General features: G+C 64.9%; 21 protein-coding genes and 2 pseudogenes. 16 read left to right on the top strand and 7 right to left on the bottom strand.

The annotated features are described in order from the left end of the window. Positions 1–7: 7 nt before the first annotated feature. Positions 8–1,222, bottom strand: a complete 1,215-nt coding sequence (locus tag J4G43_RS41765; RefSeq protein ID WP_208088453.1) for an ABC transporter substrate-binding protein — start codon at positions 1,220–1,222, stop codon at positions 8–10. 372 nt (positions 1,223–1,594) lie between these two features. On the opposite strand from J4G43_RS41765, the gene J4G43_RS41760 reads away from it, so the two are divergent. Beyond that, positions 1,595–2,896, top strand: a complete 1,302-nt coding sequence (locus J4G43_RS41760; RefSeq protein WP_208088452.1) for an MFS transporter — start codon at positions 1,595–1,597, stop codon at positions 2,894–2,896. A gap of 6 nt (positions 2,897–2,902) precedes the next feature. Here the strand turns inward: J4G43_RS41760 and J4G43_RS41755 are convergent, their stop codons facing one another. Both J4G43_RS41755 and J4G43_RS41750 read right to left on the bottom strand, forming a co-directional pair. After that, positions 2,903–4,441 (bottom strand): glycosyl hydrolase family 79 N-terminal domain-containing protein, encoded by a 1,539-nt coding sequence (locus J4G43_RS41755; RefSeq protein ID WP_208088451.1) that lies wholly within the window; start codon positions 4,439–4,441, stop codon positions 2,903–2,905. Continuing rightward, positions 4,438–5,406 carry a LysR family transcriptional regulator gene (locus tag J4G43_RS41750; protein ID WP_166102573.1) on the bottom strand — a complete coding sequence of 323 codons (969 nt, stop codon included), beginning with the start codon at positions 5,404–5,406 and terminating at the stop codon, positions 4,438–4,440. The genes J4G43_RS41755 and J4G43_RS41750 overlap by 4 nt, the downstream gene beginning before the upstream one ends. A gap of 184 nt (positions 5,407–5,590) precedes the next feature. Here J4G43_RS41750 and J4G43_RS41745 point away from each other — a divergent pair, with 184 nt between their 5' ends. From J4G43_RS41745 to J4G43_RS41700, 10 genes and pseudogenes are all read left to right on the top strand, one after another. Then, on the top strand, positions 5,591–6,871 hold the full coding sequence (locus tag J4G43_RS41745; RefSeq protein ID WP_225005416.1) for a cation:dicarboxylate symporter family transporter: 1,281 nt from the start codon (positions 5,591–5,593) through the stop codon (positions 6,869–6,871). Between the two features lie 18 nt (positions 6,872–6,889). Continuing rightward, positions 6,890–7,924: a PdxA family dehydrogenase gene (locus J4G43_RS41740; protein WP_208088449.1), complete on the top strand. Its 1,035-nt coding sequence runs from the start codon at positions 6,890–6,892 to the stop codon at positions 7,922–7,924. Further along, entirely contained in the window at positions 7,914–9,368 is a 1,455-nt protein-coding gene (locus tag J4G43_RS41735) for an MmgE/PrpD family protein (RefSeq protein ID WP_208088448.1), read from the top strand. The genes J4G43_RS41740 and J4G43_RS41735 overlap by 11 nt, the downstream gene beginning before the upstream one ends. Before the next feature lie 17 nt (positions 9,369–9,385). Then, positions 9,386–10,802: pseudogene (locus J4G43_RS41730) on the top strand (MmgE/PrpD family protein). Between the two features lie 40 nt (positions 10,803–10,842). Then, positions 10,843–11,814: a Bug family tripartite tricarboxylate transporter substrate binding protein gene (locus J4G43_RS41725; RefSeq protein WP_208088447.1), complete on the top strand. Its 972-nt coding sequence runs from the start codon at positions 10,843–10,845 to the stop codon at positions 11,812–11,814. Between the two features lie 17 nt (positions 11,815–11,831). After that, entirely contained in the window at positions 11,832–12,620 is a 789-nt protein-coding gene (locus J4G43_RS41720; protein WP_208088446.1) for an SDR family oxidoreductase, read from the top strand. Further along, the gene (locus J4G43_RS41715) at positions 12,620–13,438 is read left to right on the top strand and encodes an alpha/beta fold hydrolase (RefSeq protein ID WP_208088445.1); all 819 of its coding nucleotides are present in this window, start codon (positions 12,620–12,622) and stop codon (positions 13,436–13,438) included. Before J4G43_RS41720 ends, J4G43_RS41715 begins: the two co-directional genes overlap by 1 nt. An 88-nt stretch (positions 13,439–13,526) precedes the next feature. After that, a complete protein-coding gene (locus tag J4G43_RS41710) occupies positions 13,527–14,318 on the top strand; it encodes a fumarylacetoacetate hydrolase family protein (protein WP_208088444.1) in 792 nt (263 codons plus the stop codon). Between the two features lie 82 nt (positions 14,319–14,400). Continuing rightward, the gene (locus J4G43_RS41705; protein ID WP_208088443.1) at positions 14,401–15,192 is read left to right on the top strand and encodes a transporter substrate-binding domain-containing protein; all 792 of its coding nucleotides are present in this window, start codon (positions 14,401–14,403) and stop codon (positions 15,190–15,192) included. Between the two features lie 152 nt (positions 15,193–15,344). Beyond that, on the top strand, positions 15,345–15,761 hold the full coding sequence (locus tag J4G43_RS41700; protein WP_084794986.1) for a hypothetical protein: 417 nt from the start codon (positions 15,345–15,347) through the stop codon (positions 15,759–15,761). Positions 15,762–15,771: 10 nt separating this feature from the next. Here the strand turns inward: J4G43_RS41700 and J4G43_RS41695 are convergent, their stop codons facing one another. From J4G43_RS41695 to J4G43_RS41680, 4 genes are read right to left on the bottom strand one after another with little or no spacing between them, the layout of a single operon-like run. After that, on the bottom strand, positions 15,772–16,515 hold the full coding sequence (locus J4G43_RS41695; protein WP_208088442.1) for an IclR family transcriptional regulator: 744 nt from the start codon (positions 16,513–16,515) through the stop codon (positions 15,772–15,774). Then, on the bottom strand, positions 16,512–17,384 hold the full coding sequence (locus J4G43_RS41690; protein WP_208088441.1) for an HpcH/HpaI aldolase/citrate lyase family protein: 873 nt from the start codon (positions 17,382–17,384) through the stop codon (positions 16,512–16,514). Before J4G43_RS41690 ends, J4G43_RS41695 begins: the two co-directional genes overlap by 4 nt. Next, a complete protein-coding gene (locus tag J4G43_RS41685) occupies positions 17,384–17,836 on the bottom strand; it encodes a MaoC family dehydratase (protein WP_028160689.1) in 453 nt (150 codons plus the stop codon). The genes J4G43_RS41690 and J4G43_RS41685 overlap by 1 nt, the downstream gene beginning before the upstream one ends. Positions 17,837–17,881: 45 nt before the next feature. After that, complete coding sequence (locus J4G43_RS41680) at positions 17,882–19,084, bottom strand: CaiB/BaiF CoA transferase family protein (protein ID WP_208088440.1); 1,203 nt, start codon at positions 19,082–19,084, stop codon at positions 17,882–17,884. A 223-nt stretch (positions 19,085–19,307) separates the two neighbouring features. Here J4G43_RS41680 and J4G43_RS41675 point away from each other — a divergent pair, with 223 nt between their 5' ends. From J4G43_RS41675 to J4G43_RS41655, 5 genes and pseudogenes are all read left to right on the top strand, one after another. Then, the gene (locus J4G43_RS41675; RefSeq protein ID WP_166344043.1) at positions 19,308–20,336 is read left to right on the top strand and encodes a TRAP transporter substrate-binding protein; all 1,029 of its coding nucleotides are present in this window, start codon (positions 19,308–19,310) and stop codon (positions 20,334–20,336) included. Positions 20,337–20,376: 40 nt separating this feature from the next. Then, positions 20,377–20,931 (top strand): TRAP transporter small permease, encoded by a 555-nt coding sequence (locus J4G43_RS41670; protein WP_208088439.1) that lies wholly within the window; start codon positions 20,377–20,379, stop codon positions 20,929–20,931. A gap of 12 nt (positions 20,932–20,943) precedes the next feature. Next, positions 20,944–22,233, top strand: a complete 1,290-nt coding sequence (locus tag J4G43_RS41665) for a TRAP transporter large permease (RefSeq protein ID WP_208088438.1) — start codon at positions 20,944–20,946, stop codon at positions 22,231–22,233. 36 nt (positions 22,234–22,269) lie between these two features. Continuing rightward, positions 22,270–23,436: an acyl-CoA dehydrogenase family protein gene (locus J4G43_RS41660; protein WP_071910096.1), complete on the top strand. Its 1,167-nt coding sequence runs from the start codon at positions 22,270–22,272 to the stop codon at positions 23,434–23,436. 31 nt (positions 23,437–23,467) lie between these two features. Continuing rightward, a pseudogene (locus J4G43_RS41655) lies at positions 23,468–24,699 on the top strand (acetyl-CoA hydrolase/transferase family protein). Position 24,700 lies beyond the last annotated feature (1 nt).

Below are 24,700 nucleotides of genomic sequence, written 5' to 3'. Positions count from 1 at the left end.
GCGGGCCTCATTTCTTCAGCAGCGGACATTTGGATTCGGAGACCGGGCGGAAGGCGTCCTCGCCCTTCACGGTCTTGACGATCTCCAGATAGTCCCACGGCTCCTTGGACTGCTCGGGCGATTTCACCTTGGCGAGATACATGTCGCGGATGACGCGGCCGTCCTCGCGCAATTTGCCGCCGTGCACGAAGGTATCCTCGATCGGCAGCTCGCGCATCTTGGCCATGACCCTGGCGGGATCGTCGGTGCCGGCGGCCTTGATGCCCTTCAGATAATGCAGCACCGAACCGTAGACGCCGGTCTGGATCATGGTCGGCATCACCTTGGTGCGCTCGTAGAATTTCTTCGACCAGGCGCGGGTCGCCTCGTCCATGTTCCAGTAGGACGCCGTTGTCATGTAGGTGCCCTGCGCGGCCTTCAGGCCGACCGCATGCACGTCGGTGTCGAACATCAGGAGACCGACCAGCTTCTGGCCGCCCTGCACCAGGCCGAACTCGCCGGACTGCTTGATGGCGTTGTCGGTGTCCTGGCCGGCATTGGCGAACGCCACCACGTCGGCCTTCGAACTCTGCGCCTGGAGCGCAAAGGAGGAGAAGTCGGCTGTGTTGGTCGGATGCTTCACGCCGCCCAGCACCTTGCCGCCCATCTCGTTGATGAACCGCGTGGCGTCCTTCTCGAGCTGCTGGCCGAAAGCGTAGTCCGCGGTGATGAAGTACCAGGACTTGCCGCCTTCCTTGATCACGGCGGAGGCCGTCACCTTGGACAGCGCGTAGGTATCGTAGGTGAAGTGCACGGTGTTCGGGCTGCACAGCTCGTCGGTGAGCGAGCTCGCGCCGGGGCCGGAGAGCAGCGCGATCTTGTTGCGTTCGCGCACCATGTTGTGCACGGCGATCGCGATGCCGGAGTTGGGGATGTCGACGACGGCGTCGACCTTGCCGTTGTCGAACCAGCCGCGCACGATCTGCACGCCGACATCGGTCTTCATCTGGTGGTCGGCGCTGATGATCTCGATCGGCTTGCCGAGCACGGTCGGCCCGAACTCCTCGACCGCCATCTTGGCCGCCTCGACCGACCCCGGCCCGCTGTTGTCACGGCCCCAGCTCGACAGATCCGTCAGCACGCCGATCCGCACCGCGTCGTCGGAGACTTGCGCGCGCGCCGCCGTGGTCATGGCAGCCGAAGTCATGGCCGCGAGCAAGGTGCAGGCCAAAAGCCCTCTCATCGTCGATCCCTCTCTTATTGGCCGCTTGGCGCGGCTGGTTATTCTGGGGGTAAATTAGATATTGGCGAATGAGTTTGTCAATGGCGAATAAGAGGGGTCAATGAGTTCCATGGTCGCCCGGGAGACATTGCCGGAGGCGTGCGCGCAACTGCCGCCACACCCGTCATTGCGAGCGCAGCGAAGCAATCCAGACTTTCTCCGCGGAGGCAGCCTGGATTGCTTCGTCGCAAGAGCTCCTCGCAATGACGGAGTGCGGGAGCAGCGACGCGCAAAAATCTCGCATCGTAATCTCGCACAGAGATCACACCTCCGCAGGTTGCAACCGCCATCGCGATTGGCCATGATGCCGTCAGGAATCTTTTGGGGCAGGGCATGACGGCAGCAACGGGGGTCTCCGCGGCGGCGGAGAGATCGACGACGGCGCATGTGGTGTGGGCGAGCGCGCTCGGCACCGCGATCGAGTGGTACGATTTCCTGATCTACGGCACGGCAGCTGCACTTGTCTTCAACAAGCTGTTCTTTCCGAGCTTCGATCCCTTTGTCGGAACGCTGGTGGCGTTCTCGACCTATGCGGTCGGCTTCGTGGCGCGTCCGATCGGCGGCGCCATCATCGGGCACTACGGCGACCGGCTCGGCCGCAAGACCATGCTGGTCGCGACCATGATCGCGATGGGGCTCGGCACCTTCCTGATCGGCTGCCTGCCGACTTACAGCCAGATCGGCGTCTGGGCGCCGATCCTGCTCATCATCCTGCGCTTCGTCCAGGGCATCGGGCTCGGGGGCGAATGGAGCGGCGCGGTCGTGATGGTGATCGAGCATGCCGGTGATCGCCGCGGCTTCTACGGCAGCCTGGTGCAGATCGGCTTTCCCGTCGGCGTCGCCGCCTCGACCGGTATCTTCGCCCTGATGACGCAACTGCCCGAGGCCGACTTTTTGAGTTGGGGCTGGCGCGTGCCGTTCCTGATCAGCATCCTGCTCGTCGGCGTCGGCTTCATCGTGCGGCTCAAGCTCGCGGAAACGCCGCATTTCAAGGAAGTCGTCGAGCGCAAGGAAGTGCTGGCGCAGCCGGTGCTGGAGGTGCTGCGCCGCGACTGGCGCAGTTTTCTGCTCGCGATCGGCATCACGGTGTCGGAGGTCGGGCTCGCCTATCTCCTCACCGTCTTCACCGTGGTCTATGCGACGACAAAACTCGGCCTGCCTCGCCAGGTGATCCTGAACGCGGTGGTCTATGCCGCGCTCGTCGAGTTCGCGACGCTGCCGCTCGCCGGCTGGCTCTCCGATATCTTCGGCCGCAGGGCGCTGTATCTCGCCGGCGGGGTGTTCTCGGTGGCGCTGGCGTTTCCGCTGTTCTGGTTCCTCGACACCAGGGAGCCGGCGCTGATCACGTTCGCGCTCGTCGTCACGATGACGCTGACGCACGCCCTGCTGTTCGGGCCGAAGGCGGCGTTCATGCCGGAGCTGTTCCGCACCCAGGTCCGCTACAGCGGCGCATCGCTCGGCGCCAACGTCGCGGCCGCGCTCAGCGGCGGCTTCTCGCCGCTGATTGCGACCGCACTGCTCGCGTGGGCCGGCTCGTACTGGGCGGTGTCGGTCTACATCATCGCGCTGTCGGTCATCACGATCATCGCGACGCTGATGGCGCCGGAGACGGCGCGCGACGCGCTGAAGTCGTAAGCGCGGTCACCGGCAGGCGGGGTTTGCTGCGTCCGGAAACGCCAGGAAGGTGACGGTCGCCGGCACCAGCCGGATCGCTCCCGCAGGTGTTGCGCGCGGCTCAAGTCGGGGCAGTTCGTCGTCGGCACTCAGCGCGAGCGTCTTGCCGTTCAGCTGAACTGTCGCGTCTTGCAGCCGCGTCGCATGTATCGTGTAACGCTCGTCGGGGTGTGACAGCGTCAGGGTCGATGATGCGTGCCGCGACGCGTTGATTGCGAGCACGGATACGGCGCCCCGCATGCCCGGATGGCAATGCGCGTAGAGATGGAGATCTGGCGCGGCGACCGGGTTCGCGTCGAGCACGATCGTTCCCATCAGCCGATGCCAGAGCAGCGCAGCCCAGTAGCTCGGCCGCGGACGGAACGTTCCCTCGTCGAGCAGGCCGTAGTCGCTGGCGGCCAGCGTGTTGTGCATCACCACCTGGACGCCGGCCCTTGCGAGGCGTCCGTGCTGGTCGAGATAGCGGAAGGTGTCGAGAAAGGTCTTGTCCGATGGATTGCCGCCGCAGGCGGCGTTTGCCGTCTCCGTCAGCCAGATCGGCTTGCCCGGCTCGAATGTGTCGCGCAGGGCGCGGTAGGTCGCGAACGTCGCGTCGGTGCGTGCCAGCCAGTCCGAGGAGAGCGCCTGCGCCGGATCGTCGCGGCCGCCGCAGCGCGGCGAGAGCGTGTTGTAGTGATGATAGGAGAAGCGATCGATGCCGGGGGCGGATGTGGCGAGCAGATCGTGCGTGGTGATGCCTGACCCGGATGGCGACGGCGCGTCGCCGGTTGAACCCGGACCGACGATCAGCGTCTCGGGCGCCGCGCGTTGCATCCATTCGCGAAAGACCCTGAAGTCCCGGCCATAAGCGGCCGCATCATATCCCGGCGGCGCGCCGTTCGTCGCCGCAAGCGTCGGCTCGTTCATGAATTCCACCGCCGCGATGTGGCCACCCAGCGAACGCGTCGTGTCGATCAGGCGCTGCGCCTGATCGGTCTTCCACACGCCATCCGCATCGCGGCTGCCCGGACTGATCGCGAAGGAGGTGACGATCTCCGCGTCGACTGCGCGCGCAAAGTCGATGACGTCGCGCCATCGGTTGCGGCTGAGCACGTCATTGAATCCCGGCGGGGGCTTGGCCGGCGCATGGTTCGTGTCGGCAAAGAACGTCGCATTGGCCCAGGTGCCGCTCACGCGCAGATAGGCCGGCGCCAAAGCGGCGGCGAGCTTGTGCAGCCGCGCATTGGCAAGATCGATCGGCGGCCTCTCGCCGTAACGATCCCGCTCATCGAGCGCGCGCATCGTTCGCGGATAAGGCTTCCAGAACCGGCCGCCGGTCACCTCCACCATCTCGATATTGTAGGATTGAAAGCGCGCATCGATCGTCCCGATCGCTTTCAGCTCGGCGGGTGCGATGGAGACGCCGCCGGCGCGCGCCGCGTCTAACGTTGTGGCAGCGAGCAGGCTCATCAGCAGCATCTGCGGCCGAAGCAGCCCGAAGGCCGACTTGATCCGCGACACGGTCATCTGGTCCGCGGCGCAGCGGCGATGGATTTCCCTCCCGGCCGGCCCTTGCGGACCGAATTCCAGAAATTCTCGGCCGCCCGGGTCATGCGGGCCCGCGTGCGGAACAGCGAGACGCTGATCGGAATGTCCCAATCCGCGCCGCCGGCGCGCAGCAGGCGGCCGCTGTCGAGATCGGCGCGGACGAGGCTCATCGGAGCCCACGTCACGCCGCGCCCTTCGCGCGCCATGTCGACCAGCAGCATGACCGGCGCGGCGAAGCCGGGCGCCAGCCACGCCGTCGAATCCTTCGCGGCCAGGAACGAGGTGACGAGCCGCCCCACGCCCGAGCCGGGGTGATAGGCGAGATAGGGCAGCGGCGCGCCCGATGCGCCGGGCAGGGCGTAACGAGGCTGTGCCTTTTTGCTGCTGCGTCCACCGCGGCCCGGTTTTGCGGCCGGCGCGCTGATCGGGATCAGCACGTCGGTCGCGAGATCGACGCGCTGGAAGCGGTCCATGTCGAGCCGGCTCACCAGCGTCGGATGGTAGTGCGCCAGCATGAAATGCGCTTGCGCGTCCAGAAGCAGCTTCTCGCAGCCGGCGAAATTCGAAGCGACGAGCTGAACGGCCGAGTCGGCCCGCGCGCTGTCGGAGTTGCGGATCCATTCCGGAAAGAAGGTCTGCGACAGTGAATGCGTGGCCGCGAAGGTGATGGTCTCGGCCTTCAGCCGCGCCATTTCGAGCGCTTCCTCGCGCCCGACCAGAACCCGGCGCAGCACGTCCTCCGCGACGGGGCGGAAACTCTCGCCGGCCGGCGTCAGCGTGATCGTGTGGGTCGAACGTTCGAACAGCGGCGTGCCCAGCCACTCCTCGAGCGACCTGATGCGGCGGCTCAGCGCCGGCTGGGTCACATGCCGTCGCTGGGCGGCGCGCGAGAACCCGCCTTCCTCGGCGATGGCAAGGAAATCCTCCAGCCAGACCAGGTCCATGATGCGGTTTTGTCCTCAAATCATACCGATACGGCATTAGCGCCTGACACGCCGCTGGTCCAATGTAAACGGCATCGCAAGACAAGAACAAAGCGCCACCTTCGCATGGCGCGACGATGCCGTTGGAGGAAGCAAATTGCAGATCGCCGCAACGCCGCTGTCTGAGCCCATATCGACTGAGCCGATGTCGCGCCCGGTTTCCGAACGCCGCCGCAAGCCGCTCTGGCGCGAGCCGTATGTTCTGGTCGTCGCCGGCGCCGCGCTCGGTGCGCTGTTCGGCTTCCTGCTTCCGACCGTCGCCGTCGACTTCAAGCCGCTCGGCGATGCCTTCATCTCGCTCATCAAGATGACGATCGCGCCGCTGATCTTCCTGGTGGTGGTCACCGGCATCGCGCAGGTCGGCGACATGAAGGCGGTCGGCCGCATCGGGCTCAAGGCCTTCGCCTATTTTGAGGCGGTGACGACCATTTGTCTGTTGATCAGTTTTGTGGTGGTGCGCTGGGTGCGGCCCGGCGCGGGCGTGGCGCATGCCACGGCGCAGCAGGCGGAGACCGTCGCGCGCTATTCGCAGGCCCATGTCGGGTCGCTGTCAGCCTACATCCAGCACATGATCCCGGAGAGTTTTGTCGGCGCGTTCGCGGCCGGCGACGTGCTCCAGGTTCTCGTGCTCGCGCTTCTGTGCGGTATCGGCTTGCTGCTGCTCGGCGAAAAGGCAGCGCCGCTGCGGACGGGCCTTGAGCGGATCACCGAACTCGTCTTCAGCGTCGTGCACGTCGTGGTGGCGCTGGCGCCGATCGGCGCCTTTGGTGCCATGGCTTTCACCGTGGCGAAGTTCGGCGCCGCCACGCTCTATGCGCTGGCGCTATTGGTCGGCACCGCCTGGGCGATGATGGCGTTCTTCATCTTCGTCATTCTCAACACGATCTGCCGTTTCGCCGGCATCCGCCTGATGGACCTGTTGCGACTGCTGCGGAACGAACTGCTGGTCGTGCTCGGCACCTCCTCGTCGGAAACTGCCATCCCCGGCATGATGGAGAAGCTGCCGAAGGCGGGTGTGGGGCGGGCAGTCGCTGGCCTCGTCATTCCCTCCGGCTATTCCTTCAATCTCGATGGCGTCGCGCTGACGCTGCCGCTCTCCACGATGTTCGTCGCCCAGGTCTACGGCATCGAATTGTCGGCCGGCCAGCAATTGAGCCTGTTCGTGGTGATGCTGTTCACCAGCAAAGGCGCCGCGGGCGTCACCGGCGGCGCTTTCGCCGCGCTCGCCGCGACAGTGATCGCCGCGGGATTGCCGGCGGAGGGACTGGCGCTGCTGCTCGGCATCGACCGCTTCATGTCGCTGGCGCGCTCCATCACCAACACCATCGGCAATGCCGTCGCCGCGATCGTGGTCGCGAAATGGGACGGGGAATTCAACCGGGAGGACTGGGCCCAGTCCGCCGCTCAAATCCAAGCAGTGAAGTAAGGATCCAAGGCTTTCAATATGGCTACCAACACCAACGAACTGCCCGTCATTGCGCTGACCCCTGGCGACTGTACCGGCATCGGCCCCGAACAGATCGCGCGCATCCTCTCCGACGACCGGCTCGCCGATGCCGCCCGCCTCGTCGTGGTCGGCGATGCTCGCGTGCTCGAGATGGGCATGGCGCATGCCGGAGTGAAGCTGAAGGTCGAGCGGATCGCCTCGCCCAGGGCTGCTACGTGGGGCCACGGCACGGTGCAGCTCGTCGATCTCGGCAACACCGATCCCGCGAAATTCCCGATCGGCAAGGCCAACGCCGAGGCCGGCCGGCTGACCGGCGAGACGCTGTCGCGCGCGATCGATTTCTCCAAAGCCGGCGAGGTCGACGCCATCACCTTCGCGCCGCTGAACAAGCGCGCGATGTTCGACGGCGGCTGGAAGTTTCCCGACGAACACAAGATGTTCGCGAGCCTGCTCGGCCACAAGACCTATTTCTCCGAGATGAACGTGCTCGACGGCCAGTGGATGTCGCGCGTGACCGGGCATCAGTCGCTGCGCGAGGCGCTCGACGGCATCAATCCGGCGAGCATCACCGACTCGATCGAACTGGTCGACCGCATGATGCGCAAGGCTGGCGTCGCCAAGCCGCGCATCGCGGTCGCCGCCCTCAATCCGCATGCCGGCGAGAATGGCCTGTTCGGCCGCGACGAGATCGAGATGATCCGCCCGACGGTCGAGGCCGCCGCGAAGACCGGCATCGCCTGCACCGGGCCTTATCCCGCCGACACCGTCTATATCCGCGCCTTCGCCGGCGAATTCGACAGCGTAGTCGCGATGTATCACGACCAGGGCCAGATTGCGACCAAGCTGCGCGGCTTCAACCGCGGCGTCACCGTCACCGCGGGCCTTGAGACCGTCTTCACCACGCCGTCGCACGGCACCGCGTTCGATATCGTCGGCACGGGCGTCGCCAAGACCGGTGCGCTCGAAAGCGCGGTGCGGCTCGCGGCACAACTGGTATCGATCAAGGTCAAGGAGGCTGCCTATGCACACTGATCGCAGGACCCTGCTCCAGGCGGCGGCCGCACTGCCGCTTGCCACTGTCGGCGCCAACGCGGCATTCGCGCAGGCACCCACCGCAGCTCCCGCAGCAGCGCCACCCAAGGAGGTGACGCGTGCGCTGGCGCATTATCTCGTGACCGCGAAATACGAAGACCTGCCGGCCAATGTCCGGAAAGAAGGTGTGCGCTCGCTGCTGAACTGGGTCGGCGTCGCCATCGGCGGATCGCATCACGAGACGGTCGATGTCGCGGTCTCCGCGCTCGGTCCGTTCTCCGGGCCGCAGCAGGCCTCGCTGTTCGGGCGGCGCGAGCGGTTCGACATCATGAACGCGGCCTTCATCAACGGCGTGTCGAGCCATATCTTCGACTATGACGACACCCACCTGAAGACGATCATCCATCCTGCCGGTCCCGTTGCCTCGGCCATTCTCGCGCTGTCGGAAATGCAGCCGGTATCGGGCAAGGAATTCCTGAACGCGCTGGTGCTCGGCGTCGAGACCGAGTGCCGGATCGGCAACTCGGTCTATCCGAACCATTACGATGTCGGCTGGCACATCACCGGCACCGCCGGTGTGTTCGGCTCGGCTGCGGCCGTCGGCAAGCTGTTGAAGCTGAACGAGCAGCAGATGACATGGGCGCTCGGCCTTGCCGCCTCGCAGCCGGTGGGCCTGCGCGAATCCTTCGGCTCGATGAACAAGAGCTTCAATCCAGGCCGTGCCGCATCAAGCGGCATTTTCGCGGCGATCCTGGCCTCGAAGAATTTCACCTCGTCCGACGCCATGATCGAGGCCAAGCGCGGCTGGGCCAACACCATCAGCACCAAGCAGGACTACAACGAGATCCTGGGCGACCTCGGCAAACGCTATGAGGCCGCGCTCAATACCTACAAGCCATTCGCCTGCGGCATCGTCATGCACCCGGCGATCGACGCCGCGATCCAGCTCCGCAACGGGAGCAAGGTGACTGCGGACCAGATCGAGCGCGTCGACCTCAAGGTCCATCCGCTGGTGCTGGAACTCACCGGCAAGAAGACGCCGAAGGCGGGCCTCGAAGGCAAGTTCAGCATCTATCACGCGGTCGCGGTGGCGATCGTCGAGGGCGCTGGCGGCGAGAAGCAGTTCAGTGACCGGGCCGTGACCGATCCGACGGTCGTCGCGCTGCGCGGCAAGGTGAACCCGGTCATAACATCAGGCATCAAGCCGGAGCAGGTCGATCTCACCATCGTGCTCAAGGACGGCCGCAAGCTCAACCGCTACATCGAGCATGCGATCGGCAGCGTCGAGGTGCCGATGACGGACAAGCAGCTCGAAACCAAATTCTCGGACCTTGCAGAGGGTATCATCCCTGCTGCGACGATCCGGCGCGTGATGGACGCCTGCTGGAATGTCGAGAACCTGCCGAACGCGGCGGAGATCGCAAGGATGTCGGTCGCAACCTGACCGCGGAGGAGAACAGCATGCCGTCACGCCGCCGTTTCCTGCAGTCCGCCGGTTCGGTTGCCGCCTTGGTCGCCACCGGCGGCCGTGCGGCTCTCGCCGAAGGTCCAGGCGTGACGGAGCGCCTTGCCCACTACATGGTCGTCGCGCGCGATCAGGAACTGCCCGCACAAGTCATGCTCGAATGCAAGCATCGCATTCTCGACACGCTCGGTGCGATGGTGTCGGGCTCGCGCATGCGGCCGGGCGAGATGGCATTGAAATATGTTCGCACGCTCGGCGGTGATGAGCAGGCATCCGTGATCGGTTCCGATTTCCGCACCACGGCGGTCAACGCGGCGTTGGCCAACGCCATGTGTGGACATGCCGACGAGACCGACGATTTCGAGCCCGTCACCAAGGCGCATCCGGGATGCTCGGTTGTGCCCGCCGCCCTCGCTATTGGTGAGCGCGAGCATCGCAGTGGACAGGACGTCATTCGCGCCGTCGCGCTCGGCTACGACCTGACCTGCCGGCTGCTGTTCGCTCTGGGTCCCGACCTCGTCCGCGGTTCGCATCGAAGTGCCGAAGGGACGTCCTCGACGTTTGGCGCGCTCGGGGCCGCCGCATCGCTGGCGCGGCTCGATGAAAAGGGAATGCGCTACGCGATCTCCTACTCGTCGCAGCAGGTGTCCGGCCTGTGGAGCTGGGTGAAGGATCACGATCACATCGAGAAGGCGTTCGACTTCGCCGGCATGGGGGCCCGCAACGGCGTCATGGCGGTCGACATGGTGAAAGCAGGCCTCACCGGCGTCGACGACGTGCTCGATGGCACCCACAATCTCTTCATCGCGCTGTCGACCGATCCGAAGCCGGAGGAGATGGTGAAGGATCTCGGCAAGCGCTTCTATGTCACGGAGACGGCAATCAAGACCTTCTCGGTCGGCTATCCCATCCAGTCGCCGCTGGATGCGATGCTGACGTTGCGCAAGCGGCACAGCCTCGCGCCAGATAACGTGCGTAGCATCCTGGTCAAGCTGCCGACCGATGCGATGGGTGCCAGACGTCAACTGCCAGCATCTCGTGGCTGTCGCGCTGGTCAAGGGCGCCGTGTCGTTCAACGACAGTCACGACGTCGCGTTGATGCATGATCCACAAATCCTGGAGCAACGCGCCAAGGTGACGCTGGCCGGCGACAAGGCACTGATGGACCCGGCAGCGCCGCGTGGTGCTGTCGTCGAGGTGACATTGACCGATGGCAAGAAGGTCGAGCACTTCACGAAATATCCGCCGGGCACCAAGGAGAATCCGCTGAGTACGGAGACAGTGGCGGCCAAGACACGGGATCTGATTGCACCCGTATTGGGCAGCGACAGGGCCGAGAAGCTGATCTACCAGATCGGCAATCTCGAACGGCTTGACGACGTCGGCAAGTTGAGGCCATTGCTGACGGCGTGATGAATCAATCAACAACAAGACAAACATCAAGGAAGTGCCCATGCGCGGGGTTATGCGACGCACCTTTCTGGCCGCCTGTGCGGCCGTTCTGTTCTCCGGCTTCGCGGTAGCGCAGGATTATCCCTCCCGACCCGTCAAGATCATCGTGCCGTTCCCGGCCGGCGGGTCCAACGACATCATCGCCCGCATCGTCGCGCAGAAGCTGACTGAGCGGAACGGCCAGACCTTCCTCGTTGAGAACCGCGGCGGCGCCGGCGGCAATATCGGGGCTGAGACGGTCGCGAGCGCTGAGCCCGATGGCTACACCCTGCTGCTGACCGCGCCGCCTCCGCTGACGATCAACGGTTCGCTCTACAAGAAGCTGCCGTTCGATCCGGCCAAGGCGTTTGCTCCGATCGCGCTGATCGCCTCGGTCCCGATCGTGCTGGTGGTCAATCCGTCGGTGCAGGCGAAGAACGTGGGCGAGCTGATCGCGCTGGCCAAGGCGAAGCCCGGCTCGCTCAATTTCGGCTCGTCCGGCATCGGCTCGACGAATCATCTCGCCGGCGAGCTGCTCAAGAGCATGGCCGGCGTGGACATCGTCCACGTGCCCTATCGCGGCGCGGCGCCGGCAATGAACGATCTGCTTGCCGGCCAGATCCCCTTCATGTTCGACAACATGCCGGCAGTGTTGCCGCAGGTGCAAGGCAAGGCCATCAATGCGATCGCGGTAGCCGGCACCAAGCGCGCGGAAGCACTGCCCGACGTGCCGACGGTGGCTGACACCATTCCCGGCTTCGAGGCTTCGTCCTGGTTCGGACTGGTGGCGCCGGCCAAGACGCCTGCGCCCGCGCTCGCCAAGCTGAGCGGCGAGCTCGAGACCATTCTGAAGATGCCGGATGTCAAGAAGCGGCTCGCTGTACTCGGGGCCGAGCCCGGCGCCGTTTTCGGCGACGCATTCGGTCAATTCATGACGGACGAAACCGCAAAATGGGGCAAGCTGGTCAAGGCCTCAGGCGTCACGGTCGATTAGCGAGTTGGGGTAGCGTCATGGATCTGAACCTGGGCGGCAAGGTTGCCGTCGTGACCGGCGGCAGTATCGGCATCGGCCGTGCCATTGCCGCCGAACTCGCGCGCGAGCAGGCGCATGTCGTCATCGTCGCCCGCGATGCCGAGCGGCTTTCGGCGTCGGCACAGGAAATGTCGCGGGATACGGGCCGGCGCGTGATCGCCTGTGCCGGCGACATGACCAAGCCCGACGACATCGCCCGCGCGATGGCCACCGCGCGCGAGGCTTTTGGCCGGATCGACATCCTCGTCAACAATGCCGGCGCCTCGCCGATGGGCCGGATCGCGGAGACACCGGATGCGACCTGGGCGAAGTCGATCGAGCTGAAGCTGCTGGGCTACATGCGCTGCGCGCGCAACGTCCTGCCGGAAATGCGCGACCGCCGCTGGGGCCGCGTCATCAACATCATCGGCCGCAGCGGCCATCAGCCGCGCGCGGCCTATATGGCGGGCGGCGCGGTCAACGCGGCGCTGCTCAACTTCACGCTGGCGCTCGCCGAGGAATGCGCGCCGGACAATGTGCTGGTCACCGGCGTCAATCCCGGCCCAGTGCAGACCGACCGCTGGGATAGCCTCATCTCGCAAGGCGCAGCGATCTCGGGTCAGAATCAAAGCGCGACCAATGCCGCCGCGATCGCGTCGGTTCCGCTCGGCCGCGTCGGGCAGCCGCATGAAGTGTCCGGCCTCGTCGCGTTCCTCTGTTCAGACCGCGCATCCTTCATTACTGGTACCTGCATCAATGTCGATGGCGGCGGAACGAGGTGTATCTGATGGGTAGCGAACTGCGGAAGATCGGTGTCAGCGAGGATTGCGAGCTTGCGGTTCGCATCGACGATTATCTGCTGCCGTGGGACACCAAGCCGCCGGTCGTGATGCTGCACGGGCTCGCCGAAAGCGGCGAGGCGTTTCGGCGCTGGGTGCCCTATTTCGCCACGCATCACCTCGTGGTGCGCCCTGACCTGCGCGGCTATGGCGATTCGACGCCGATGCAGGGCGATTATGTCTATCGCTTCGCCGGCCTCGGCGACGACATCATCCGGATGCTGGACGCGCTGAAGCTCGATCGCGTTTTCCTGGTTGGCGGCAAAATCGGCGGCACCCTGGCGATGCACCTGACCGCAAAACACCCGGATCGGGTGATCGCGGTCGCCGCGGTCGGCGCGCCGGCTTCGCTGACCTCGTTCAACGAGCGGGCGCCGACCTGGCGCAAGCAGATCCGCGAGCAGGGCGTCGAGCCCTGGGTGCGCGAGACCACGGCCGGCCGGCTCGGCTCGTCGCTGCCGCCGGCGGCGCTGGACTGGTGGATCAAGCTGATGACGAAGACCAAGGCCTCGACGTTGGAAGCGTTCCTTCAGATGGTGCCGACCGTCGACGTCACCGGCGAGCTTCCGTCCATCAAGCGTCCGACGCTGGTGATCACCACGACCGGCTCCGGTCTTGGCGACGTCGCCTCCGTGAAGGCATGGCAGGAGACGATTCCGGGCTCGAAGCTGGAAGTGCTGCCGGGCGATTCCTATCACGTCGCCGCGACTGACCCGGACGTCTGCGCGCAAAAAGTTCGCGCGTTCTTCGATCGCGTCGCGACTTAAGACGTACAGGGCGGGCCATTGGCCCGCCCTGCATTTGGCTCTAAGACTACCGTTCGACAAGAAACGGAAAATATCAGGGAGTGAAGCCATGACAAAAACCACGCGACGAAGCGTGCTCACTGCCGCGGCCGCGATGACAGCGGCAGGCCTTACTGAGGCGGCGCCGGCCGCCGCGCAGGCCGGACCGAAGCCGATCTTCCCGGTGCCGATGGTCACGATTCCGATCGTCGGCGAGACCCAGGTGTTCCAGGTCCGCCGCATCTACTGCATCGGCCGCAACTATGCCGCGCACGCGATCGAGCGCGGGTCGGATCCGAACCGCGAGCCACCCTTCTTCTTCCAGAAGCCGACGGACGCGATCCAGAACGTCGCGATCGGCGAGGTTGCCGACCACCCCTATCCGTCGCTGACCAAGAACTATCATCACGAGGTCGAGCTGGTCGCCGCGCTGAAATCGGGAGGCATCAACATCCCGGCCGACAAGGCGCTCGATCACGTCTATGGCTACGCGCTCGGCCTCGACATGACCCGGCGTGATCTCCAGAACGGCATGGCCGCGGAGAAGAAGCCCTGGGAGATCGGCAAGAGCTTTGACCACGCCGCGGTGATCGGGCCGATCCATCCGGCCAGCAAGACCGGCCATTTCGAGAAGGGCGCCATTTCGCTCGCGATCAACGGCACGGTGAAACAGAACTCGGATCTCAGCAAGATGATCTGGAGCGTCGCCGAGCAGATAGCAAAGCTCTCCGAAGCGTTCGAGCTGAAGGCCGGCGACATCATCTATTCCGGCACGCCGGAGAATGTCGGCCCGGTGGTGAAGGGCGACGTGCTCTTGTGCAAGCTCGAGGGCCTGCCTGATATGTCGATCAAGATTGTGTAGTTCTTTGCCTCTCCCCATAAGAACGGGGCGAGGGAGCGCACCGTCAGCTTGTCGACGGATTGTCCAATCTTGGAGGCGCAAAATGTTGCGGCGTGGTCTGATTGCTGCGTTGGGCTTGGTCTTCATCATGACCTCCATTCCCAGCTCGAAAGCCGAAGGCCCCGTCGACATCGCGCCGACGGGAGCGCTCCGCGTGGCGGTGGCCGTCGGCCCGGCCGCGTCGGCCTTCTGGACCACGCGCGATCCTTCCACCGGAAGGCCGCGCGGCGTCACCGTCGAGCTCGCCAAGGTCGCCGCCGACAAGCTGCACGTTCCGCTCCAGCTCGTCGAATATCAGAGCTCCGACGAGATCGCCGCGGCCGGCAGCAAGGACGTCTGGGATCTCTCCTTCATGCCGGCGGACGTCAAGCGCGAGGCGTTCGTGGACCAGGGGCCTGCTTACGTCGCCTATATGAGCGGCTATCTCGTGCGGGCCGGTTCGGACATCCGGATCGTTGCGGATGTCGATCGCGCCGGCATGCGGGTCGGCTGCATCGAAGGGACATCGACGTCACGTACGGTCGAGAAATCGCTGATGCAGGCGAAGCTGACAAAGTTCGTGAAGCCGGAAGAGGCGGCCGAATTGATCGGCAAGGGGCAGCTCGATGCTCTGGCGATGGGCATGGGAGCTCTGGAAGACCTTTCGCGAAAGCTGCCCGGAACCAAGGTGCTGGACGAAGTTATTCAATCGACCGGCGTGGTCGTGGTCGTTCCCAAGGGCAAGGCCGTGGCGAAGGCCTGGGCGGCGCGCTTCCTGGATGAAGCCAAGGTAGACGGGACCGTGCGTCGTGCGCTCGATGGTAATGGATTTACCAGCGACAAGATCGCGCCGTAGTTGCGCCGAACTGCGTCCGCTGGAACCGCGACTGGCGGCGGGGGTCTTTGAATTGCCGGAGTTCCATCGGCGATTGCCCCGTGTTGGGCAACGAACAAACCTCGTGCGGCCATATTTGAGTAAGAGTGATCTCCCGAGAGGGAGGCGCTCCGATGAAGAAAGTTTTGATCACTGCGGTCGTGCTGCTGGCTGGCGTGCCTGCGAGCGCCGTTGCGCAGGAGCGCGCTGGTGCTGCGGCGATAGGCGCCGTGTCCGGGGCCGTCGTGCTAGGTCCGGTCGGTGCGGTCGCGGGTGCAGTGATTGGGTATACCGCCGGTCCTTCAATCGCGAGGTCATGGGGCGTGAGAGGTTCGCGGTCGGCAAGACACCAGCAGCCGCCACGCCGCGAGGCGTACCGCGCAGCCGCGACCGGCGCTCCGCCGCGCGCGCGTGAGGCGATGAATGCTAACGGCCAGATCAGAGCTGCCAGCAATCCGCCGGCTCAAGCCACGCCCCCGGTGCAGCCAGTTCAAGCTGCCCCGGCTCCGCCGGCGGAGACTTCGACCCCGCCCGTTCAGGGACTCGAATGAGGCTCCGGCTTCAGGCGGCGGTCGTCTTCGGCCGCAGCCGGTCGACCGTCCTTGCGATCAGCGCGGCCACCTCCGGCACCTTCGGACCAATGCGAAATTCCGGCCCTGCGACGACGACCGAGAGGCGGCGGTCGCCGATTGGCAGGGGGATCGCGGCGCCCGCGAGGTCGCGGCTGTAATCGGCGAAGCTCTGGCAGTAGCCGCGCGCGATCGAATTGCGCAGCTCGATCTCGACCGCCTCGATGCTGATCGGCGTCGAGGGCCCGTATTGCTTGAATTCGATCTTGCGATAGACGGAGTCGCGCTCTTCCTGCGAATATTGCAGCAGCAGCGCGCGGCCGCTGGCGGTGGCGTGGATCGGCACGCGGTGGCCGATGGTCGCGAAATAGCGGATCGCGGCCTGGGATTCGACGACGTCGATGAACACCGCCATCACGCCGGCCGGCGCCACGATCGATGCGGTCTCACCCGTCTCGGCGGAGAGATCGGTGATCAGCTGATGCGTCCACGGCGGCAGCGGCTCGACCTCGGAGATCATCCGTGCCATCGCCAGCCAGCGCGGCGTCGGATAGAATCCGGCGCGCGGCCGCGGCTCATAGAGGTAGCCCTTCTCGGACAGCGTCGCGAGCAGGTTGAAGGTCGACGAGCGCGGCCAGCCGAAATGATCGGCGATCTCGGCAAGCGTCGCCGGCTTCCTCGTTTGCGCGAAGAATTCCATGATCTCCAGGACGTTGGCGGCTTGGCGAACGATCATGGTGGCGGCGTTCCAATCTGGGTCTGGCCGATGATCTTCTTCGCGGCGCGAAGGTGCGGCTTGTCGATCATCTGGCCGTCGAGCCGCAGCGTGCCGGAGTTCGGATTGCTCGCGAATGCCGCGATCACTTTTTCCGCCCAGGTGCGCTCAGCCTCGGTCGGCTCGAATGCCGCGTTGACGACGTCGACATGTTTCGGATGGATCAGCGCCTTCGCCGAAAAGCCGTCGCGCCGCGCCGCCCGCGTTTCCTGCTCGAGGCCGGCGAGGTTGTCGATGTCGGTATAGACGGTGTCGATCGGCGCGACCTCGGCCGCGGCCGCCGCCATCAGGCAGAGATCGCGCGCGAGGCGATAGGGGCTGTGGAACACGCCGCCCGCAGCCTTCTCGGTGGCGCCGAGCGAGGCCGAGAGATCTTCCGCGCCCCACATCAGGCCTGCGAGGCGAGGGGAGCAGCCCTTGTAGCTGCCGAGGCCGAAGATCGAGCTGGCGGTTTCGGTCGCGACGCAGACGATGCGCGTCGCGCCGACCGTGATGCCGGCCGCGGCTTCCAAGGCTTCGAGCCAGGTTGCAACCTGGCGCACGTCATCGCCGCCTTGCGATTTCGGCAGCACGATGCCGTCGGGCTTGCCGGGCATCACCGCGGCGAGATCGGTGAGCGTCAGGCCGGTGTCGAGCGCGTTGACGCGGACATAGAGCTGATGCGGGCCGGGGCGGCCCTTCAGCATCGCAAGCGTCAGCCCGCGCGCTTCCGGCTTCTTCTCCGTGACGACGGAATCTTCGAGATCGATGATCAGCGCGTCGGCCTTGCCTTCGCTCGCCTTCTCGAATTTGCGCGGGGAATCCCCCGGCACGAACAGCATCGAACGCATCAGACCGGCCTCTTGTGCATCATCGCCATGCGGCGGCATTTGCCGACGATCTCGTCGTTCTGGTTCAAGGCGTGGTGCTCGAACTCGACGATACCCGCTCTCGGGCGCGATTTGGATTCCCTCAACGAAAGCACCTTCGTCGTCGCCCGCAAGGTGTCGCCATGGAAGACCGGTTTTGGGAACGTGACGTCGGTCATGCCGAGATTGGCAACAGTGGTCCCCATGGTCGTATCATAGACCGTCATGCCGATCATGATGCCGAGGGTGTAAAGGCTGTTGAAAATGCGCTGGCCGAACTCGGTCTTTTCAGCGAAATGCGCGTCGATATGCAGCGGCTGCGGGTTGAGCGTCAGCAGGCTGAACATGGTGTTGTCCATCTCCGTGACGGTCCGGGTCAGCGGATGCCTGAACTCCTGGCCGACGGAAAAGTCCTCGAAATAAAGTCCGGCCATCGCGGTTTCCTCCCTGTATCGCTGCGATTCTGGCCAGCGCTGCCCTTAGGGCGGCGCGGCCAGGTGAACTGCTTCTTGCTCTGCGAGCGCTTCGATCTCTTCGGTCGAGAATCCAGCCTCGCGCAAAATGTCGCGGCCGTGCTGGCCGAGGGTCGGTGCGGGGCCGGCGGCTTCCGGCTGGGTCACGCTCCAGGTGGAGGGCACGCGCATCTGGCGGATGCGGCCTTCGACGGGATGATCCACCGTCCTGAAGAAGTCGATCGCATTGAGATGCGGATCGTCGAGGATCGTCTCCAGCGTATGCATCGGCATCACCGGAATGTCGGCGCGCTCGAGCAGATCGCGCCATTCTGCGGTGGTGCGCGTGAGGAAGATGTGACCGATCTCCTCGTAGATCTCGTCGATGTGCTTCGTCCGCGACGCATGGTTGGCGAAGCGCGGCCGATCTAGGAAATGCGGCTGTCCGATCGCCTCAAAAAAGCTGCGCCAGTGCTTGTCGTTGTAGATGAGGACGCAGAGATAGCCGTCGCTGGTCTTGTAGGGGCGGCGATAGCGCGACAGCAGGCGGGCGTAGCCGCCATGGTCGAGCGGCGGATCGTAGGTGAGCCCGCCCAGATGATCGACCAGCACGAACTCCGTCATCGATTCGAACATCGGAACGTCGATGCGTTGGCCGACGCCGGTGCGGCTCTGGTGCATCAGCCCGCCCATGGTCGCATTGACCAGCATCAGGCCGACGATGCGGTCGGCGATGGTGACGGGGACGTAGCGCGGCGTGCCGTCGCCGGCCGCCGCAAGCAGCGTCGGAATCGTGGCGGCGCATTGGATCAGATCGTCGTAGGCGGGCTTTGCGGCATAGGGCCCGGACTGGCCGTAGCCGAACGCGCCGACATAGACGAGCGCGGGGTTGATCTCGCGAAGTGTCTCGTAGTCGAGGCCGAGCCGCGCCATTGCCTGTGGGCGCACGTTGTAGACGAGCGCGTTGGCGTGCTTCGCCAGCCGCAGCAAGGTGTCGCGGCCTTCCGTCTTCTTCAGGTCGAGCACGATGCTGCGCTTGCCGCGATTGGCATTGAGGAACATCCCGCCCATGCCGGGCGTGCGGCCGGGACCGATCTGGCGAACGATGTCGCCCTCGGGGCTTTCGACCTTGATGATTTCGGCGCCCATGTCCGCCAGCACCTGGGTGCCGTAGGGGCCCATCAGCACCGAGGTCAGGTCGAGAATGGTGAAGCCGGCGAGCGGTCCCATGACACCTCGTTGGGTAAATTCATATACGTGGAGTTAGAGTTCATAAAACGGCCGACAATTCGACGGCTCCGGTCTTTGGCGCATAGCTCCATGCATAGTTCATATACTTGACAGATAAATTCACCTATATGTACATTTTCAAGCAAGAAATAGGGCGAGGGCCGGACGGCGCCGCAGCAATTCGCTGCCGCGTTCGGCGTGGGGACGCGTCAAGGAGAACGACATGAAGAAGAATCTGGTCAGGGCCGCAGCAGTGCTCGCTCTCTCGCTGCCGGTCTCGACGCTGCAGGCGCAGGCCCTGGAGCTGAAGGTCGCCGATAGCTTCCCCGCCGGTCACTATCTCGTCCGCCTGATGCTCAAGCCCTGGATGGACGACGTCACCAGGCGCACCAATGGCGCGGTGACCTTCACCTATTATCCGAACCAGCAGATCGGCAAGGCCGCCGACATGCTGCGGCTGACGCAGTCCGGCGTGGTCGACATCGGCTACATCGGACCGTCCTATGTCTCCGACAAGATGCCGCTCTCGGAAGTCGCGCAATTGCCGGGTGCGTTCGCAACCAGCTGCCAAGGCACGCTCGCCTATTGGAAGATCGCCCGTGAAGGCATTCTCGCCAAGCAGGAATACGCGCCGAACAAGATCAAGCTGCTGCTCGCCGTCGTGCTGCCGCCCTACCAGGTGTGGACCGTCAAGTCGAAGGTGGAAACCACCAAGGACATGCAGGGCCTGAAGCTGCGCACCACGGGCGGCGCGCAGGACCTCACGCTGCGTGCGCTCAGCGCCGTGCCGGTGCGCATGGCTGCGCCCGATGCCTATGAGTCGCTGTCGCGCGGCACGATGGACGGGCTGCTGTTCCCGCTGGACAGCGTCGTCTCCTACGGCCTCGACAAGCTGGTCAAGCACGCCACCGAAGGCGTCAGCTTCGGCAGCTTCATCGTCGCCTATTCCATCAACCAGTCGGTCTGGGACAAGCTGCCCGACGACGTGAAGAAGGCGATGAACGAGGCTTCGGAGGCGATTACGCCGCAAGCCTGCGCCGGCGTCGAAAAAGAAGGCGAAGTTACCAAGAAGCAAATGCAGGACGAAGGCATCAGCTTCGATCCGCTGCCGGAGGCGACGCGCACCGAGATCAAGGACAAGCTCAAGGGCGTCGGCAAGGAGTGGGCGAGCGGGCTCGACAGCCGCGGCAAGCAGGCGTCTGCCGCGCTGAAGGAGTTCGACGATCTGCTCGCCGCCGGCGGCGCCAAGTAAAGCGCCAGGTAGTCCGATATCCAACAGGGAGACGCTAGAGGTGATCAAACGGGCAGGAGATGTGCTCGGCGCGCTGGAGCGCGCGCTGACGGTGATCGCGGTGGTGTTCATGTTCGTGATCATGCTGCTGGTGGTGGCCGACGTGTTCATGCGTTACGCGCTGAACAGCCCTTTCTCCTTCACCTATGATCTGATCGGGCTCTATCTCCTCGCCGGCGTGTTCTTCTTCACGCTGTCGGATGCGTTGCGCGAGCATGTCCATGTCGGCGTCGACATCCTCTTGTCGCGCTTCTCGCTGACCGGGCGACGGTTGTCCGAGATCGTCACGGCGCTCGCCGGCCTGTTCGTGTTCGTCCTGATCTGCAAGGTCGGGTTCGAGCGCGCGCTGGAGAATTACGAGCAGCACGACGTGCTCTCCGGCGCGATCCCCTGGCCGACCTGGATTTCGGCGGCGCTGGTGCCGTTCGGCTGCGGCGTGCTGGTGCTGCGGCTGGCGCTGCAGCTGGTCGGCAATGTGCTGAGCCTCGTCAGCGGCCGCGACCTCTATCCGCTGCCGCCGGTGACCGGTGTCGGCGAAGCACGCGGCTTCGAGTAACGGGCGATATCCATGACACCTTTCATCGTTCTCGCCCTGCTGTTCGGCCTGCTTGCCCTCGGCACGCCCGTCGGTTTTGCCATGGCTTTCTCCGGATCGGTCGGCCTCATCATGGTCGGCGGATGGGGCACGCTGCTCGGCATCCTGCAGACAGCGCCGCTCTCGACCGTCTCGGCCTACGAGCTGATCACCATTCCGATGTTCCTGCTGATGGCGGATCTCGTGCTGCTGTCGGGTGTCGCAGACGATCTGTTCAAGACCGCCTCGGCCTGGGTCGGCCGCATCCCCGGCGGCCTCGGCATGGCCACCGCGCTCGCCGGCGCCGGTTTTGGCGCGATCTGCGGCACCTCGACGGCTTCCGCCGCGACGCTGTCCTCGACCAGCCTGCCGGCGATGATCCGCCAGGGCTACGAGCCGAAGATGGCGGCCGGCGTCGTTGCGATCTCAGGCACGCTGTCGATGCTGCTGCCGACCAGCGTTGCGCTCGTTATCTTCGGCCTGCTGGCCGAAGTGAACATCGGCAAGCTGCTGATCAGCGGCATCATCCCGGCGATCCTGGTGACGTTCACCATCATGGCCACGATCTATTTCCTGGTCTGGCAGGACCCTTCGCGCGCGCCGGCCGCGAAATCAGTGCCATGGCGGGAGAAATTCTCGCTGCTGTGGCAGGTCTCGCCGATGGTGGTGCTGTTCTCGATCGTGACAGGCACGATCTATCTCGGCGTCGCGACGCCGACGGAGGCCTCCGCCTTCGGCGCGTTCGGCGCCTTCCTGCTCGCGATCGTCAAGGGCAAGATCACGCCGTCATCGCTCTATGCGACGCTGCTGCGCGCCTGCCACGGCACCTGCATGATCATCATGATCCTGGTCGGTGCCTCGATCTTCGGCTATTTCTTCACGCTCACCCATGTGACGCAGGACCTCGTCGCCTGGATCGGGTCCTTGCCGGCCTCGCGCTGGGTGATCATCACGCTGATCCTGTGCGGCTACATCGTGCTCGGCTCGTTCATGGACCAGATCGCGATCCTGGTGCTGACCGTGCTGATCGTGCTGCCGCTGATCAAGACGCTGGGCTTTGATCCGATCTGGTTCGGCGTCATCAAGATCGTCACCGCAGAAGTCGGCATGATCACGCCGCCGGTCGGGCTCAACTGCTTCATCGTTGCTCGCTATGCCAAGCGGCCGGTGGCGGAAGTGTTCCACGGCACCTTCCCGCACTTCATCGCGCACCTGATCGCAATCGCGATCCTGGTGGCGTTTCCCTCGATCATTCTCTGGCTGCCCTCGCAGATGGGGCGCTAGGATTGGAGCTCGGCTCCCAATAAGGAGATCAAGAACATGGATTTCGCGCTCACCGATCAGCAGGAAGCCATTCGCGCCGCCGTCGCAAAAGTTTGCGAGGACTTTCCCGACGCTTATTGGCTGAAGAAGGACCACGACGGCGGCTTTCCCCATGACTTCCACAAGGCGATGGCCGATGCCGGTTGGCTCGGCATCTGCGTGCCGGAGGAATATGGCGGCTCCGGGCTCGGCATCACCGAAGCCGCGATCATGATGCGCGCCATCGCGGAATCCGGCGCCGGCATGTCCGGCGCCTCCGCGGTGCACATCAACGTCTTCGGGCTCAACCCCGTCGTGGTGTTCGGCACCGAAGAGCAGCGCAAGCGCATGCTGCCGCCGATGGTCGAGGGCCGCGAGAAGGCGTGCTTCGCCGTCACCGAGCCCAACACCGGCCTCAACACCACCCAGCTCAAGACGCGTGCCGTCGCCAAGAACGACCGCTACATCGTCAACGGCCAGAAGGTGTGGATCTCCACCGCGCAGGTCGCGCACAAGATCCTGCTGCTGGCGCGCACCACGCCGCTGGAGGACGTGCGCTCGCCGACCCACGGCCTCAGCCTGTTCTACACGGACTTCGACCGCAAGAAGATCAAGGTCCACGAAATCGAGAAGATGGGCCGCAAGATCGTCGATTCCAACGAGCTGTTCTTCGAGGATTTCGAGATCCCGATGGAGGACCGCATCGGCGAAGAGGGCAAGGGTTTTCAGTACATCCTCGAAGGCATGAACCCCGAGCGTATCCTGATCGCGGCGGAAGCGGTCGGCCTCGGCAAGCTCGCGCTGTCGCGCGCGACCGAATACGCCAAGACGCGCGTGGTGTTCAACCGTCCGATCGGCAAGAACCAGGGCATCCAGCATCCGCTCGCGGTGAACTGGGTCGAGCTCGAGGCGGCCTGGCTGATGGTGATGCAGGCAGCCTGGCAATACGACAAGGGCTTGCCTTGCGGCGCTGGCGCGAACGCCGCGAAATATTTCGCAGGCGAAGCCGGCTACCATGCCTGCGAGCAGGCAGTGATGACCCATGGCGGCTTCGGCTATGCCAAGGAATTCCACGTCGAGCGTTATCTGCGCGAGGTCCTGATCCCGCGCATCGCGCCGGTCAGCCCGCAGCTCGCGCTCAGCTTCATTGCGGAGAAGGTGCTCGGACTGGCGAAGTCCTACTAGTCTTCGCGCGGATCGCTTAGCGGGGAGGCCAATGGACCTCGACTTCTCCGGCCTGATCCGGGAGAGCGACCGTGTCGTGTGCGGGCAGGCAACGGCTGAGCCGGTCACCCTGACCGAAGCGCTGGTCGCGCAAGCCGGGCATCTGCCGGCGTTCCGCATGATGGTCGGTCCAATATTCTCCGACACCTTTTCCGCGGCGTGCGCGCCCAACATCTCGTTCCAGAGCTATGGTGTGATCGGCAATGCGCGGCGGCTCGCGAAAGCGGGACGGCTCGACGTGATCCCGAGCAACTACAGCGCCTTCTGCGCCGATTTCGCCTCACGGCGCCACCGTGCGGATGTGGTGCTGGTGCAACTCGCCGAGTCCGGCGATGGTCGATTGAGCGCAAGCCTCTCCAACGATTATGTCATCGATGCCGACGGGGCGCGCGCATCGTCGTCGCCGAGATCAATCCGGATGCGCCTTGGACGTTTGGCGCGGAATGGCCTGCGGACGCGCCGATCCATCTGCGGGTCGCCGCTCGCCGTCCGCCCGTCGAACTGCCGCCGGCGCCACTTGATGACGTCTCACGGAAAATCGCGTCACATGCGGCGAGCCTGATCGCCGACGGCAGCACGCTTCAGTTCGGCGTCGGCCGGATTCCGGATGCGATCCTGTCTTCGCTGTCGCATGCGCGCAATCTCGGCATCCATTCCGGCCTGATCAATGACGCCGTCGTCGACCTGATCGAGCGCGGCGCGGTGACGAATGCGGAGAAGGGAATCGATGCCGGGATCACGGTGACGAACCAGGTGATCGGCACGAAGCGGCTCTATCGCTTCGTGCACGACAACAAGGCTGTTTCGGTGCGACCGACGTTGTACACGCACGGCCAGAACGTGCTGGCGCGGATCAGCCAGCTGGTCGCGATCAACTCGGCGCTCCAGGTCGGGCTCGACGGCAGCGTCAATTCCGAGACGCTGAACGGCGTCGCGATCGGCGCCATCGGCGGGCAGCTCGATTTCGTGCGCGGTGCCAATGCATCGCCCGGGGGCAGGGCGATCATCGCGCTGCCGGCGACGGCGTCCGACGGGACCAGCCGCATTGTCGTCAATGTGGAGACCGTGACGACGCCGCGCGCCGACGTCGATGCCATCGTGACCGAATGGGGCGTTGCGGAGCTGCGCGGTTGCGGACTTGCCGAGCGCGCGCGCCGCATGATCGCGATCGCGGCGCCCGGGCACCGCGATGCGCTGTCGGCACAACTTCGCGCCGCGCACTAGC

The sequence above is a fragment of the Bradyrhizobium barranii subsp. barranii genome (assembly GCF_017565645.3).
Taxonomy (GTDB): domain Bacteria; phylum Pseudomonadota; class Alphaproteobacteria; order Rhizobiales; family Xanthobacteraceae; genus Bradyrhizobium; species Bradyrhizobium barranii.
Note: the sequence above shows the minus strand (reverse complement) of the source record. Positions and strands in the feature narration are given on the sequence as shown.

What these genes read in the sequence shown, in the direction of transcription:
- J4G43_RS41705 (WP_208088443.1), top strand. Translation starts at nt 14,401, where the DNA reads ATGTTGCGGCGTGGTCTGATTGCTGCGTTGGGCTTGGTCTTCATCATG.
- J4G43_RS41680 (WP_208088440.1), bottom strand. Translation starts at nt 19,084, where the DNA reads ATGGGACCGCTCGCCGGCTTCACCATTCTCGACCTGACCTCGGTGCTG.
- J4G43_RS41700 (WP_084794986.1), top strand. Translation starts at nt 15,345, where the DNA reads ATGAAGAAAGTTTTGATCACTGCGGTCGTGCTGCTGGCTGGCGTGCCT.
- J4G43_RS41720 (WP_208088446.1), top strand. Translation starts at nt 11,832, where the DNA reads ATGGATCTGAACCTGGGCGGCAAGGTTGCCGTCGTGACCGGCGGCAGT.
- J4G43_RS41715 (WP_208088445.1), top strand. Translation starts at nt 12,620, where the DNA reads ATGGGTAGCGAACTGCGGAAGATCGGTGTCAGCGAGGATTGCGAGCTT.
- J4G43_RS41750 (WP_166102573.1), bottom strand. Translation starts at nt 5,406, where the DNA reads ATGGACCTGGTCTGGCTGGAGGATTTCCTTGCCATCGCCGAGGAAGGC.
- J4G43_RS41685 (WP_028160689.1), bottom strand. Translation starts at nt 17,836, where the DNA reads ATGGCCGGACTTTATTTCGAGGACTTTTCCGTCGGCCAGGAGTTCAGG.
- J4G43_RS41690 (WP_208088441.1), bottom strand. Translation starts at nt 17,384, where the DNA reads ATGCGTTCGATGCTGTTCGTGCCGGGGGATTCCCCGCGCAAATTCGAG.
- J4G43_RS41760 (WP_208088452.1), top strand. Translation starts at nt 1,595, where the DNA reads ATGACGGCAGCAACGGGGGTCTCCGCGGCGGCGGAGAGATCGACGACG.
- J4G43_RS41710 (WP_208088444.1), top strand. Translation starts at nt 13,527, where the DNA reads ATGACAAAAACCACGCGACGAAGCGTGCTCACTGCCGCGGCCGCGATG.
- J4G43_RS41665 (WP_208088438.1), top strand. Translation starts at nt 20,944, where the DNA reads ATGACACCTTTCATCGTTCTCGCCCTGCTGTTCGGCCTGCTTGCCCTC.
- J4G43_RS41735 (WP_208088448.1), top strand. Translation starts at nt 7,914, where the DNA reads ATGCACACTGATCGCAGGACCCTGCTCCAGGCGGCGGCCGCACTGCCG.
- J4G43_RS41740 (WP_208088449.1), top strand. Translation starts at nt 6,890, where the DNA reads ATGGCTACCAACACCAACGAACTGCCCGTCATTGCGCTGACCCCTGGC.
- J4G43_RS41725 (WP_208088447.1), top strand. Translation starts at nt 10,843, where the DNA reads ATGCGCGGGGTTATGCGACGCACCTTTCTGGCCGCCTGTGCGGCCGTT.
- J4G43_RS41745 (WP_225005416.1), top strand. Translation starts at nt 5,591, where the DNA reads ATGTCGCGCCCGGTTTCCGAACGCCGCCGCAAGCCGCTCTGGCGCGAG.
- J4G43_RS41660 (WP_071910096.1), top strand. Translation starts at nt 22,270, where the DNA reads ATGGATTTCGCGCTCACCGATCAGCAGGAAGCCATTCGCGCCGCCGTC.
- J4G43_RS41675 (WP_166344043.1), top strand. Translation starts at nt 19,308, where the DNA reads ATGAAGAAGAATCTGGTCAGGGCCGCAGCAGTGCTCGCTCTCTCGCTG.
- J4G43_RS41765 (WP_208088453.1), bottom strand. Translation starts at nt 1,222, where the DNA reads ATGAGAGGGCTTTTGGCCTGCACCTTGCTCGCGGCCATGACTTCGGCT.
- J4G43_RS41695 (WP_208088442.1), bottom strand. Translation starts at nt 16,515, where the DNA reads ATGATCGTTCGCCAAGCCGCCAACGTCCTGGAGATCATGGAATTCTTC.
- J4G43_RS41755 (WP_208088451.1), bottom strand. Translation starts at nt 4,441, where the DNA reads ATGACCGTGTCGCGGATCAAGTCGGCCTTCGGGCTGCTTCGGCCGCAG.